At 70.7% G+C, this 13,091-nt stretch carries 12 protein-coding genes; 8 read left to right on the forward strand and 4 right to left on the reverse strand.

Annotated features, from left to right (window positions below):
* Positions 1-7: 7 nt before the first annotated feature.
* The 7 genes from ACWDZ7_RS20490 (at position 8) to ACWDZ7_RS20520 (ending at position 6,162) form a co-directional block, all read left to right on the forward strand.
* The gene (locus ACWDZ7_RS20490) at positions 8-928 is read left to right on the forward strand and encodes a glutamate ABC transporter substrate-binding protein (protein ID WP_451798671.1); all 921 of its coding nucleotides are present in this window, start codon (positions 8-10) and stop codon (positions 926-928) included.
* 96 nt (positions 929-1,024) lie between these two features.
* Complete coding sequence (locus tag ACWDZ7_RS20495) at positions 1,025-1,672, forward strand: amino acid ABC transporter permease (protein ID WP_451798673.1); 648 nt, start codon at positions 1,025-1,027, stop codon at positions 1,670-1,672.
* Positions 1,669-2,691: an amino acid ABC transporter permease gene (locus tag ACWDZ7_RS20500; RefSeq protein ID WP_451798675.1), complete on the forward strand. Its 1,023-nt coding sequence runs from the start codon at positions 1,669-1,671 to the stop codon at positions 2,689-2,691. The genes ACWDZ7_RS20495 and ACWDZ7_RS20500 overlap by 4 nt, the downstream gene beginning before the upstream one ends.
* A 266-nt stretch (positions 2,692-2,957) precedes the next feature.
* Positions 2,958-4,631 (forward strand): FAD-dependent monooxygenase, encoded by a 1,674-nt coding sequence (locus ACWDZ7_RS20505; RefSeq protein WP_451798676.1) that lies wholly within the window; start codon positions 2,958-2,960, stop codon positions 4,629-4,631.
* Between the two features lie 441 nt (positions 4,632-5,072).
* On the forward strand, positions 5,073-5,144 hold the full coding sequence (locus ACWDZ7_RS20510) for a putative leader peptide (protein WP_327084869.1): 72 nt from the start codon (positions 5,073-5,075) through the stop codon (positions 5,142-5,144).
* Positions 5,145-5,224: 80 nt separating this feature from the next.
* Positions 5,225-5,776, forward strand: coding sequence for a cysteine dioxygenase (locus ACWDZ7_RS20515; protein ID WP_451798678.1), 552 nt, complete (start codon positions 5,225-5,227; stop codon positions 5,774-5,776).
* Positions 5,767-6,162, forward strand: coding sequence for a rhodanese-like domain-containing protein (locus tag ACWDZ7_RS20520; RefSeq protein ID WP_451798715.1), 396 nt, complete (start codon positions 5,767-5,769; stop codon positions 6,160-6,162). Before ACWDZ7_RS20515 ends, ACWDZ7_RS20520 begins: the two co-directional genes overlap by 10 nt.
* 83 nt (positions 6,163-6,245) lie before the next feature.
* Here the strand turns inward: ACWDZ7_RS20520 and ACWDZ7_RS20525 are convergent, their stop codons facing one another.
* The 4 genes from ACWDZ7_RS20525 to recA form a co-directional block, all read right to left on the reverse strand.
* Positions 6,246-8,792: an FtsX-like permease family protein gene (locus ACWDZ7_RS20525; RefSeq protein ID WP_451798680.1), complete on the reverse strand. Its 2,547-nt coding sequence runs from the start codon at positions 8,790-8,792 to the stop codon at positions 6,246-6,248.
* Complete coding sequence (locus tag ACWDZ7_RS20530; protein WP_451798681.1) at positions 8,789-9,391, reverse strand: ArsR/SmtB family transcription factor; 603 nt, start codon at positions 9,389-9,391, stop codon at positions 8,789-8,791. The genes ACWDZ7_RS20525 and ACWDZ7_RS20530 overlap by 4 nt, the downstream gene beginning before the upstream one ends.
* Before the next feature lie 345 nt (positions 9,392-9,736).
* Positions 9,737-10,516, reverse strand: a complete 780-nt coding sequence (gene recX / locus ACWDZ7_RS20535; protein WP_451798683.1) for a recombination regulator RecX — start codon at positions 10,514-10,516, stop codon at positions 9,737-9,739.
* A 3-nt stretch (positions 10,517-10,519) separates the two neighbouring features.
* Positions 10,520-11,644: a recombinase RecA gene (gene recA, locus ACWDZ7_RS20540; RefSeq protein WP_451798684.1), complete on the reverse strand. Its 1,125-nt coding sequence runs from the start codon at positions 11,642-11,644 to the stop codon at positions 10,520-10,522.
* 297 nt (positions 11,645-11,941) lie between these two features.
* Here recA and ACWDZ7_RS20545 point away from each other — a divergent pair, with 297 nt between their 5' ends.
* Entirely contained in the window at positions 11,942-13,081 is a 1,140-nt protein-coding gene (locus tag ACWDZ7_RS20545; protein WP_451798686.1) for a winged helix DNA-binding domain-containing protein, read from the forward strand.
* Positions 13,082-13,091 lie beyond the last annotated feature (10 nt).

Below are 13,091 nucleotides of genomic sequence, written 5' to 3' on the forward strand. Positions count from 1 at the left end.
GTTCCCCATGAAGCTCCGTAAGTCCGTTGCCGTCGCAGCGGCCGTCGCAGCGCTCTCGCTGACCGCCACCGCCTGCGGTGGCAAGGAGGGCTCCGCCGGTGACAAGCCGGAGGGCTCGGACGGCAAGGACACCAAGGCGCTCAGCTACACGGTCAAGAAGGACGTCTCGGTCGACTCGTCCGTCTTCAAGGACGCCAAGAAGCGCGGCAAGCTGGTCGTCGGCGCCAAGGCCGACCAGCCGTACCTGGGCTTCCAGGACCAGTCGACCAAGGAGTACTCCGGCTTCGACATCGAGATCGCCAAGATGATCGCGGCGGACCTCGGCTTCTCGGCCAAGCAGATCGAGTGGAAGACGATCGACTCCGGTGCCCGCGAGACCGCGGTCTCCAAGGGCGATGTCGACCTGATGATCGGCACGTACACGATCAACGACGAGCGCAAGAAGCAGATCGACTTCGCCGGGCCGTACTACCACGCCGGTGCCTCCCTGCTGGTCCGCGAGGACGAGAAGGACATCAAGGGCCCGGAGACCGTCCGCGGCAAGAAGGTCTGCTCCATCGTCGGCTCCACGCCGCTGCAGAACATCAAGAAGCCGAAGTACGGCGCCAAGGTGACCGAGCTGTCCAAGTACTCCGAGTGCGTGGCGCAGATGCTCAACAACCAGGTCGACGCCGTCACCACCGACGACGCCATCCTGATGGGCTACGCGGCGCAGAACCCGGGCAAGCTCAAGGTCGTCGGCAAGCCCTTCTCCGACGAGCCCTACGGTGTCGGCCTCAAGAAGGGCGACAAGGCGCTCCAGAAGGCCGTCGCGGACGCCATCAAGGCGCACCAGGAGAACGGCGACTACAAGAAGGCGTTCGACGCCACCATCGGCAAGTCCGGCTCCGAGTACAAGGACCCGCCGGCCTTCACCGACCCGAAGTAGGACCCCCGAGCCCCGCTTCGTACGGCCGACACGTCCGTACGGGGCGGGGTGTCTTGTGAGCCCATCGCCGCCCGACCGCCCTCTCGCGGAGAATTCATGAACGTACTGACCGACAACCTGTCGCTGTTCCGCGAGGGGTTCATCGGCACCGTGGAGCTGACCGTGGTCAGCGGGATCATCGCCATGGTGCTCGGCGTGATCATTGCCGCCTTCCGGGTCTCCCCGGTCCCGCCGCTGCGCATCTTCGGCACCCTCTGGGTGAACATCCTGCGGAACACCCCGCTGACGCTGCTCTTCCTGGTGGCCTTCTTCATCCTTCCGAAGATCCTGTTCCCGGACATGAACTCCTTCGTGCTCGGCGTCGTGGCGCTGGGCTTCTACACCTCGTCCTTCGTCGCCGAGGCGATACGCTCCGGCATCAACACCGTGCCGATGGGGCAGGCCGAGGCGGCTCGCGCGATCGGCATGAGCTTCACCCAGGTGATGCGGGTAGTGGTGCTCCCCCAGGCCACCCGCGCGGTCATCGCCCCGATGGGCTCGATCTTCATCGCGCTGACCAAGAACTCGGCGATCGCGGGCGGCTTCGACAACGTCGATCTGTTCAACGTCACCAAGACCCTCAGCAATGAGGGTTACGACATCACGATGATCTTCCTCTGGGTCACGGTCGCCTACCTGATCATCACGTACGCCATCAATGGCGCCTTCCGGCTGCTGGAGCACCGAATGGAGGTCGCCCGATGAGCGCCAGCGTTCTCTTCGACGCCCCGGGCCCCAAGGCCAAGGTCCGCAACAGGATCTACTCGATCGTCGGCACCGCGGCGGTGCTCGGCCTGATCGTCTGGGTCGTGCTGCGGCTCAACGAGAAGGGCGAGTTCGACAGCGCCCTGTGGGACATCTTCAACTACTCCGGCATCCGCCAGAACATCTTCGACGCGCTCCTCGCGACCCTGAAGGTCTTCGCGCTCGCCGGTGTCTTCTCGCTGGTCTTCGCGGTCGTACTGTGCGTCGGCAGGCTCTCGGACCACCGGCTCGTCCGCTGGGCCTCGGTCATCTTCATCGACCTCTTCCGGTCGATCCCGCTGCTGATCACGATCTTCGCCCTGTGGGTCGGCATCCTCGGCGACATGACCCCGATGTGGGCGCTGGTCTGGGGCCTGGCCATCTACAACGGCTGTGTCCAGGCGGAGGTGCTGCGCGCGGGCATCAACGCCGTCCCCAAGGGCCAGCGGGAGGCCGCCTACGCCCTGGGCCTGAGCAAGACCCAGGTCATGGCCAGCATCCTGTTCCCGCAGGCCGTGCGCTCCATGCTGCCGACGATCATCAGCCAGCTCGTGGTGACCCTCAAGGACACCTCGCTCGGCTTCATGATCCTCTACCCGGAGCTGCTGTACTCGGCCCGCCTGATCGCCAACAACACTCCGGTGAACGGCACCTACCCGTTCGTCCAGACGGTGGCCGTCTTCGGTGTCATCTACATCTCGCTCTGTCTGGCGCTCTCGTCGCTCGCCACCTGGATCGAGAAGCGCGGGCGCCGCGCCAAGACGGGCATCGTGGTGGCCGCCGCCGCGGAGCCCGCGGAGGCGCCGGGCGTGCTGGACGCGGCCACGCCGCTGGGCCCGAAGGTCGCTGCGGAGCCCGCGATGGGCCCTGTGGAGCCATCGGCAGGTGCCGCGAAGCCCTCGGCGGGACCCGGGCGGACCGAGGATGGATCCGGGCGCCCGGACGACGACTCCAACGGCACGGTTGGGAAGTCCAACTGACGTAACGTCGACACGAGTGTGGGGGGCGGCCGAGGTGCCGCTCCCCACACTCGTTTCCCCGGGCCCGAATCCCTCTCCCTCCGCTCCACTTCACTCTTACTTCCTGGTGAACGCCACTGCCATCGTCACTTGACGCAAGCACCGGCAATGGGTTGCATACGTTCTGTGATCGTGCACCGGGCTCCAACTGCCAGTTCCTGTACGTACGTCCAGCGCTTCCGGGCAGCCCGGACCCTCGGAACCCGACGGGCCGGAGGGCGTGCGCCGTGGACCCGGTGATCGTCGTCGGCGCGGGCCCCGTCGGCCTCGCCCTCGCTCTCGCACTCGCCCGCCACTCGGTGCCCACGGTGGTCCTCGACGAAGGGCCCGGCAAGGACGAACAGCGCCTCGCGCGAACAGTCGTGCTCCGCGAGGACACCGCTGCCTTCGTGGAACGGCTCGTGGGGCGGTCGTTCGGTGACACGGAAACGGGTGCGCGCTGGACGAGTTGGCGGTCCCTGCGGCGCAAGCAAGTGATACGGGAACTCTCCTTCGGCGACGAGGTTCCTTCCCCGCTGCATCTTCCGCAGCACGTCCTGACCGGCGCGCTGCGCGACGCCATCGCCGACGAGCGGCTCGTCGAGCTCGCGGTGGCGAGCAAGCTCGACTCCTTGGAGCAGGACGCCTCCGGGGTGACCGCCCACGCGCGTGGGCGGAAGGACACGTGGTGGCGGGGCAGTTATCTCGTGGGCTGTGACGGGGCCCGCTCGACGGTGCGCAAGCTGCTCGACATCCGCTTTCCGGGTCGTACGGCCGTCGAGCGACATGCCGTGGCGGCGCTGCGGACGGAACTTCCCTGGGCGGGTGAGGCGTTGTTGCATCGGATGCCCCCGTGGCGCGGCGGAGGCGCCGAGGTGACGGGCCGCCCGCTCACCGACGGGGTGTGGCGGCTCGACTGGCTGCTGCCGCCGCGGGGTGAGCTGGTGACGCCCGATGCCCTGGTCCTGCGGATCCGGGAGACCCTCGCGGGCTGGTGCGGGGGCTCCACACCTCCGTACGAACTGCTCGACACGGGTGTGCACCTCGTCCATCACCGCCTCGCCCGCCGGTGGCGGGTCGGCCGTGCCTTCCTTGCCGGGGACGCCGCGCATCTGCTCGGCGCGCTCGGCACCCAGGGGCTCGACGAGGGGCTCCGGGACGCGGACAACCTCGCGTGGAAGCTGGCGCTCGCCTGGCACCACGGCGCGCGCGATCCGCTGCTCGACAGCTACCAGACCGAGCGGCGGGCCGGTGTGGCCGCACGGCTGCGCGCCGCCGACCAGTCGCTGCCGGTTCTGCGCGGCGGCAAAGGTCTGCGTTCCTACGTGCCGGGGACCGCGCGCGGGCACGACGCGCTCCTCACGGACGGCCACGTGGGGCGCGGGCCGCTCGGGGCACCCTCGTCGTACGCGGGCTCGCCCTTGGCGCCCGCGCCGTCCGAGTCCGAGGTGGCGGTGGCGACGGAGCCGGGCGCTCCGGTCGCCGATGTGCGGGTGACCGCGCCCGACGGGTCCTTCGTGCAGCTGCGGGAACGGCTCGGGTTCGGTCATTTCCTCGTCGTCCTGGTCGCGCCGGGCACCATGGTGTGGGAGCGGCGGCACTGGGTGACGGCCGGGATCATGCCGCGGCTCGCCGCGGCCGTCACGGCACTGCCGCACCCCGCCGAGTTGCTCGTCGCGGAGAACTACCCCGGGGCCGGCGCGCACTCGGTCCTGCTCGTACGCCCCGACGGGCGCCTGGTCACCGCGCTCTCCGGAGTCCGCCCGGCCGAGCTGTACGCGGCGACCGAGGCGGCGGTGGGCGGCCCGAAACCGACGGTCCATGAACGGGGGACCGCCGATACGGAGCCTGTCGGCCAGGCGATTCCGGGGGGCGGGGAGGCAAGCCCCGCGGGGACGCGGGCGGCGCGGCCGGCGAAGTGAGGGGGCGTGCGTGTGCCTCGGTCCTGTGGGGGGCCGAGATGGGCTTGATGGGCGTGTGACCGGTGGCGGGGGGCGTCCGCTGCTGGTGGGGGGCAGTGAGTGTCTGCCTGGCGGCGGGCGCGCGGACCGCTGCCGGCGTGGGTTGATAGGCCCGAGCCCGGCGGCGGGGCTGGACCGGTGAGTGTTTGCCCTGGCGGCGTGGGCGTGGTCCGTTGTCGGCGTGGACTGGTAGGCGCGGGCTCGGTGGCGGGGGCTGGTCCGCTCCCCTGGGCGGGCCGGTCAGTGTCTGCATGGCCGCGGGCGTGGGGTTCGCTGTCGGTGTGGGTCGGTGGACGTATTCCGGGGTCGCTGCCCCCGGCGAGGCCCCCGTCGGCAGCGGATGCGCAGGAGTTGACCTCCCCCGACCTCCATGGTCTACTCCGGATCGTGACCGACACCGATGTGCGCCTGTGGCGGAGGGTCCATATGGACCTCGTCCGCTACGCGGGCTGCGTGTGTCACCCGTCCTGCTGAATTCGCCTCTTCCCCCGCACGCTGAGCGCCGCTTCCCGGCCTGCTCGCGTGCTCTTCCGCGAACTTCCAGGACGGTACCCGTGTCTGCCCCCACCCCTTCCTCCACCGCGCCCGCGTCCGCACGCTCCACCGCTCCCGCCGCCCCCACCGCCGCTGAACTCCTCGACTTCGTCCGCCGCAGCGCGGCCGACCCCGAGCTGATCGCTTCCCTGCCGCTCGACCCGGAGGGCCGCACCTGGGTGCGCCTGGAGGGGCCCGGTGGCAGCGAGGCCTGGCTGATCGGCTGGCCGCCCGGTACCGGCACCGGCTGGCACGACCACGCGGAGTCGATCGGCGCGTTCCTCACCGCGGCGGGCACCCTCAAGGAGAACGCGCTCGCCGTACGCCTGCCCACCGACGGCTGGAAGACCTTGGAACTCACCGGAGATGTCGACCGCGAACGGGAGTTGACGCCTGGCGAGGGCCGCGCATTCGGCCGCAACCACGTGCACGAGGTGCTGAACGAGTCGCCCGCCGAGCACGCCATCTCCGTACACGCCTACTACCCGCCCCTGCCACGGATCCGCCGCTACAGCCGGACTGGCGACGTGCTCCGCCTGGAGTCCGTGGAGCGCCCGGAGGACTGGCAGTGAGTGAACAGCCGATCGGCATCGACGAGTTGTTGGAGCGCGTACGGCTCGGCCTCGACCGGGTCGTTCCCCAGGAGGCGTACGCCATCTCCCAAGCCGGCGGCCTGCTGGTCGACATCCGATACGCGGCACTGCGGGAACGCGACGGACTGATCCCCGGAGCGCTGGTCGTCGAGCGAAACGAACTGGAGTGGCGCCTCGACCCCCAGGGCAGCCATCGCTCCCCGGAAGCCACCGGTCACGCGCTGCGCGTCGTCGTGATCTGCAACGAGGGGTACGCGTCGAGCCTCGCGGCCGCTTCCTTGCGGCAGTTGGGGCTGCGCCACGCGACCGACCTCGTCGGCGGCTTCCAGGCGTGGCGGACGGCGGGGCTTCCGGTCACCGTGTGAACGCGCGCGATGGGCCCGTGAAGGCAAGGGTGAGCGCCCCTCGGGTAAGGGGCGCCCACCCTTGCGTGCTGCCCCTTACTTCCCTACTCCTTCGCCGTCGCCACCGCGACCGGGAGCGGCCTCAGGGCGGCACGGCCGGGAAGCACGGTCGCCACCAGGGCGAGCAGCCCGGCGACGGCGACCACGGAGACGTACACCAGCGGAGTGACCGTCGGTGCCGCGCTGCCCGTCATGCCCACGCTGAACGCGCTCAGGACGGCGAGCGCCACCCCACTGCCCAGCGCCGTGCCGATGAGAAGGACCGACAGCGCCTCGGTGCGCAGCATCCGCAGCACCTGGCGGCGTGTGGCGCCCGCGAGCCGGAGCATCGCGAACTCCCGGATGCGCTCGGACACGGACATCGCGAGGGTGTTGACGACCGCGATGGCGGTGAAGGCCAGGACGAGCCCCATGGCGAGGTGGTTCACCTCGGCGTTGTCCTGCCGGCGCTCGGCCTGGAGTCCGTCGGCGGCGGCCGGGGCGAGAACTCGTACGCCTGGGAACTTCTCGACCGCCGCCGCGAGTTGTTGCTGTGTGCGGTCGCTTTTGACGAGGACCGTGGCGGCGAGCGGGTTGTCGACATGGCGGGCGACCAGGCCGTGCGCCATGGTCAGATCGCCGAACCCGAGCCCGCGGGCGTACACGGCCCGGACGGTTAGCTCGGCCTTCGTACCGTCCCCGAGGGTGAACTTGAGCGTGCTGCCCGGCTTCAGGCCGAGCCGGTCGGCGGCCAGTTCGCTGACGGCGACGCTGTCCTCGTCGAAGCCCTTCAGGGATCCGGCGGTGACGTCCGGGTCCCAGGTCCGGGCCAGGCTCTCCGGCGTGACGCCCTGCGCCGGGTACTTGCCGAGCCCTACGCGCACGGTGGTGCGTACGACCTCGGTGGCGGCCTCGACGCCTTCGGTCGTACGCAACTCACGCGCCGCCTGCGCCGGAACGCCCGGTCCCTGCGCGGCGAGCACCCAGTTCGCGCGGATGCCGTCGCGCGCCTCGGCGCGAGCCGCGTCGTCGAGGGTGGGCTGGACGAAGAGGACGGTGCAGGTCATGCCGGTGAGGAGGGCGAGGGGGGTGACGGCGGCGGCCATCCGGGCCGCGTTGCCGCGCAGGTTGGCATGGGCGAGCTTGCCGGCCGGGCCGCTCAGCCGGAGCGGACCACGCAGCAGCGCGGCCGCCGCCCGGACGACGAACGGGCCGAGGAGCGCGATGGCGCAGGCGAAGACCACAACGGCCAGGAATGTCACGGGAGTCGACGCGGCCTCGGTGTGCAGGATGCTCAGCACGGCGACCAGGACGATGCCGCCGACGAGCAGGACGAGACCGGCGACGACGCGGCCCCAGGCGGGCCGGACCCGCTCGACCCGCGCCTCGGCGAGGGCTTCGGCCGGGCGGATCCGGACGATCCGGCGGCCCGCGATGCGGGCGGCGGCCCAGGCGCCGAGCAGGGTCGCGGCGATGGCGACGAAGGGCGGGAAGACGCTGACGGCCCGTTCGAGGGTGGCCGGGACGGCCCCCGTGCCCACGAACCGGCCGTGCAGCCAGCCGCCGAGCGGGATTCCGGCGAGCGAGCCGGTGACACCCGCCGCGGCACCGACGACCAGCGCCTCGCGCCCCAGCAGCCTGCGGATCTGCTTCGGTGTCGCGGCGACGGCACGCAGCAGGGCGAGTTCGCGGTGGCGCTGCTGGACGGAGAGCGCGAAGGTGCCGACGACCACGAGGACGGCGACGAGGAGCGATGTGCCGCCCATCGCGGCGCCCATGCTGACGAGCTTGACGCGGGCGCCCGCCGCGTCGAGGAACTCGACAGGTCCGCGATCATCACCCGTGCTGACCTGTGCTGTCGTGCCGTCGAGGGCATGTACGACAGCCCGCTTCAGCTCAGCGACGTCGGTGCCCTCGTCCGGTACGACGCCGAAGGCCGTGACCTTTCCGGGGTGCGCCGCGAGCCGCTCGGCCTCTCCGGGGGAGAAGAAGAGCGAGGTCTGGTGGGCGAGGGCGCCGTTCTGAGGGGCGGCGATGCCGGTGATGCGGTAGCTGCGCGGGCTCTGCGTCGACTGGACGGTGAGCCGGTCGCCGGGCGTCAGGCCGGTGCGGTCGGCGAGATCACGGTCGATGACGAGGTCACCCGCCGCACGCGGTGCGCTGCCGTCGACGAGACGGAAGGGGGTGAGGGCGGCGGACTTCCAGGCGTGTCCGTACGCGGGCCTGTCGGCGTCCCTCGCGACGGCGGGCGCCAATGGCTGGGCGAGGAACGTCAGTTCGGGCACGACCGCGCGGACGCCCGGGGCCTTCTTGAGCCGGTCCGCTATGCCTTCGGCCGACAGCCAGGCCCGTTCCGCGATCGGTTTCGCCTTGTGCTTGACCTTGGTCTTGCCCTTCTTGTGCTTGACCGTGGTCTGGTGGACGTTCTGGTCGGCGGAGACGATCACGGGCGCGGCGGCGTAGCGCTCGGTCTTGATGGTGCCGCGCAGCCCGGTCTCCAGGAGGGTGCCGCATGCCGTGATCAGTGCGGCTGCGCACATCAGTGCGAGGAAGGCACCCAGGAATCCGCCTTTGCGGTCCCTGACTGTCTGCAGTGCGTAGCGCAGCATCATGAGGGCTCGGTCTCTTTTCGGTTGTCGGAGGGCGCGGCGGGGGCGGCGGGCGTGGCGGGCCTGGAGGGTGCGGGGAAGGCCATGAAGCGCGTGAGCACCGTGCGGGCGCCGGCCGGGGTGTCGGTGTCGGGGCGCTTGTAGCGGTTGAGCAGCCCGATGTACTCCTCGAAGAACTCGCGCAGTTCGGGGAGGGTCAGCCGGATCGTGCCGCGCGAGTACGGGAACGCGTCGGCCCACTGGCCGAGTTCGGCACTCGTCTCCCGCTGCGACTGCTCGAAGAGGTCGAGGTCGGCGGCGTACGAGAGATGGTTGAGCTCGTCCATGACGAGCCGCGTCTCGGGGCTCTGCCGACTGCGCGGCGGAAAGCGCCGGTCGCCGGGGACGGCCCGCCACCAGCGCTCGCGTCCGTGCCGGTGCCCGTGCCCGGATTCGGGCGTCTCCTCGACGAAGCCGTAGCGGGCGAGCTCGCGCAGGTGGTAACTGGTGGACCCGGTGTTGAGGCCGAGGGCCCTGGCGAGCGTCGCCGAGGTGGCCGGGCCGTGCACGGTGAGGTGCTGCAGCATCTGCTGCCGCCGAGGCTGCGCGAGAGCCTTCAGCACGCTGAGGTCGGTCAGCTCTTCTGGGGGCGAGGGCGAGGGCCCTTCCGGAGGGTCCCCCTCTTCCGTGGCTGAGGCTGAGGCTGGAAGCTTCTCCGGAGCGGCTTGGGCGTGGGCAGCCGGGGGTTTTTGCGAGGCAGGGGCAGTGGCGGAGGCCGAGTCATGGGCCTGCCTCGCATCAGTCGTGCCGGGTTCCTCTGCCATGCGTACACAGTCGTCTGTGCACACATTCCTGTGCACTGCGGCGGCCCGGCGTCTCCGCAGGGGGGATAACCCCACCCCACGGAGCGCCCGTTGGGATGCGTGGATCGTTCTGGGTGCCGCCCCACCCCCGTGGGAGCGGCCCGCTCAGAACGTCTCGCACCCCAAGTCCCCGGTCTCCTCGCCCTCTTCCTCCAGGGCCTGCCGGACCACTCTGAGCGCCATGCCCTCCCCGTAACCCTTGCGGGCGAGCATGCCCGCGAGGCGGCGCAGCCGCTTGTCCCGGTCCAGGCCGCGCGTGGAGCGGAGCTTGCGGGCGACCAGCTCGCGCGCGGTCGCCTCCTCCTGCTCCGAGTCCAGCTGCCCCACGGCTTCGTCGATCAGCATGGACTCCACGCCCTTGGTCCGCAGCTCCCGGGCGAGTGCCCGGCGGGCCAGGCCCCGGCCGTGGTGGCGGGACTCCACCCAGGCGTCCGCGAAGGCGCTGTCATTGATCAGGCCGACCTCTTCGAAGCGGGAGAGGACCTCTTCCGCCACGTCATCGGGGATGTCCCGCTTGCGCAGCGCGTCGGCCAGCTGCTTGCGCGTACGCGCGGTACCGGTGAGCAGGCGCAGACAGATCGCCCGCGCCCGCTCAGCCGGATCCCCCGTCGGCGGCTCCCCCTTCTCGGCCCTCGACGAGGAAGGGGGGCCGCTGTCCTGATGGTCACCGAAGCCGCCACGCCGCCGGCGCCCGCCGCTCCGGCCGATGCCGCCCTCCCGGTTGCCGCCATCGCCCCCGAAGCCGGCCCCGTCGTCCTCCCGGAAACCGCGGCCATCACCTTGGCCGACGCCGTCTTGATCCACACCGTCCCCGTGGCCCCGCCCCGGGGCCCCGGGGCGGCTTTCGGGGACGGTGTGGTCCGTCCAGTCGGTTCGTCGCGTCACGGACTAGCTCTTTGCCGCCGCGGCCTTGGACTTGGCGGCCTTGGCCACCGGCGCGGGCACCGTCTTGGCGGCGTCATCGGCCGGGACGGTACCCGCCGCGTCCGTGCCCGGCTCGGCGGCCGGAGCCTCGGGCTTCACGCCGACGCCCAGCTTCTCCTTGATCTTCCTCTCGATCTCGTTGGCGAGGTCGGGGTTGTCCTTCAGGAAGTTACGGGCGTTCTCCTTGCCCTGGCCGAGCTGGTCGCCCTCGTACGTGTACCAGGCGCCCGCCTTGCGGACGAAGCCGTTCTCCACGCCCATGTCGATCAGGCCGCCCTCACGGCTGATGCCATGGCCGTAGAGGATGTCGAACTCGGCCTGCTTGAAGGGCGGCGCGACCTTGTTCTTGACGACCTTGACGCGGGTGCGGTTGCCCACCGCGTCCGTGCCGTCCTTCAGGGTCTCGATGCGTCGGATGTCGAGCCGCACCGACGCGTAGAACTTCAGCGCCCGGCCACCGGTCGTGGTCTCCGGGGAGCCGAACATCACGCCGATCTTCTCGCGGAGCTGGTTGATGAAGATCGCGGTGGTCTTGGACTGGTTGAGCGCGCTGGTGATCTTCCGGAGCGCCTGGCTCATCAGACGGGCCTGGAGACCCACGTGCGAGTCACCCATCTCGCCCTCGATCTCCGCGCGCGGCACCAGGGCGGCGACGGAGTCGATGACGATGAGGTCGAGGGCGCCGGAGCGGACCAGCATGTCGACGATCTCGAGAGCCTGCTCGCCGTTGTCCGGCTGGGACAGGATGAGGTTGTCGATGTCGACGCCGAGCTTCTTCGCGTACTCGGGGTCGAGGGCGTGCTCCGCGTCGATGAAGGCCACCGCGCCGCCTGCGCGCTGGGCGTTTGCCACGGCGTGCAGCGTGAGGGTCGTCTTACCGGAGGACTCCGGTCCGTACACCTCCACCACACGGCCGCGCGGGATGCCGCCGACGCCGAGCGCGACGTCGAGCGCGGTCGACCCGGTGGGGATGACCTCGATGGGCTCGTTCGGCCGCTCGCCCATGCGCATCACTGCGCCCTTGCCGAATTGCCGTTCAATCTGTGCGAGCGCGGCGTCCAGCGCCTTCTCGCGGTCGGTTCCTGCCATGGGTTCCACCCGATTTGCTTGAGTCGATCGCTTCACGTCAAAGACGCTAACGCCTGCCACTGACAATCCGCCCCGACGCCCGTCCAGCCTGTGGATAACTCGAGGCCATCCCTCACCGAAATCCGCCGAAGCGTGCCAGGGATCACCCCCGCGCCCCCGGAAAATCACCGCCGGACACCCCATAAGAATGGATGTTCGATTTTAGTGTCAAGCTCGACACCGCCCTCGGGGGCGGCGGAGACCGGGACAGCCCAAGCACTGGCTGGGGCGAGGTGGAGCGGGGCAGAATCCTGCGCTGTGAAGATCACCGCGGGCGAACTCAACCGGGCCACCCTCAGCCGTCAGATGCTGCTGAAGCGTGAGCCGCTGACCGTCCAGGACGGGATACGACGCGTGGTCGCGCTGCAGGCGCAGCACGCGGCCTCGCCGTATCTCGCGCTCTGGAACCGACTCACGGGCTTCGCTGCTGCCGAGCTCGACACCGCCTTCGCCAAGCGCACGCTGGTCAAGGCGACGCTCATGCGGATCACCCTGCACGCCGTACACGCCGAGGACTACCAGGACTTCCGCGGAGCGATGCAGCCGACCCTGTACGGTTCCCGGCTCGGCCACCGCTTCGCCGCCTCGGGCCTGACGCCCGCGGACGCCGAGGAGATGGTGCCGGAACTGCTGGCCTTCGCCGCCCGGCCGCGGACCTCGGCCGAGTTGCAGGGATGGATCGCGGAGCGGCTCGGCGCCGAGAAGGCGGACGGGGCGTGGTGGGGGCTGAAGGCGTATGCGCCGCTGCACCACGCGCCGACCGACGCGCCGTGGTCGTTCGGCGTCCGGCCGTCTTTCGTGGCGGCCGAGGCCGGGCCCCTGCCGGTGGGGCGAGCGGTGGTACCGGAGGCGCTGCGGGCCCTGATCCTGCGCTATCTGGAGGGGTTCGGCCCCGCGTCCGTGGCGGACGTGGCTCAGTTCTCCATGGTGCAGCGGGCTCCCGTACGTGAGGCGCTCCGCGCTCTGGACGGCGTCGTCGAGCAGTTCCAGGGGCCGGACGGAAGCGCGCTGTTCGACCTTCCGGGCGCCTCCCGCCCGGCCGCGGACACCCCCGCACCGCCCCGGCTCATGGCGATGTGGGACAGCGTTCTGCTGGCCTACGCCGACCGCAGCCGCCTGATACCCCCGGCCTACCGCCCCCTGGTGATCCGGAACAACGGCGACGTGCTGCCCACCCTGCTGGTGGACGGCCATGTCGCCGGGGTGTGGCGTCAGGTGGACGGCGCGATCGAGGCCACGGCCTTCCACTCCCTGTCGCCCGGGACCTGGGACGAGCTCGCGGCGGAGGCCCGCTCCCTCACCGCGCTCCTCGCCGACCGCGAGACGAAGGTCTACAGCCGCCACCACTACTGGTGGGCCAAGCTCCCCGAGGCCGAGGTTCGACTGCTGCCGCTCTGAACAACCGCCC

This window comes from Streptomyces sp. NPDC003032 (genome assembly GCF_053591415.1).

Bases quoted from the DNA above. Each gene is read 5' to 3' on its own strand.
- ACWDZ7_RS20490 (WP_451798671.1), top strand. From the start codon at position 8: ATGAAGCTCCGTAAGTCCGTTGCCGTCGCAGCGGCCGTCGCAGCGCTC.
- ACWDZ7_RS20495 (WP_451798673.1), top strand. From the start codon at position 1,025: ATGAACGTACTGACCGACAACCTGTCGCTGTTCCGCGAGGGGTTCATC.
- ACWDZ7_RS20500 (WP_451798675.1), top strand. From the start codon at position 1,669: ATGAGCGCCAGCGTTCTCTTCGACGCCCCGGGCCCCAAGGCCAAGGTC.
- ACWDZ7_RS20525 (WP_451798680.1), bottom strand. From the start codon at position 8,792: ATGATGCTGCGCTACGCACTGCAGACAGTCAGGGACCGCAAAGGCGGA.
- recA (WP_451798684.1), bottom strand. From the start codon at position 11,644: ATGGCAGGAACCGACCGCGAGAAGGCGCTGGACGCCGCGCTCGCACAG.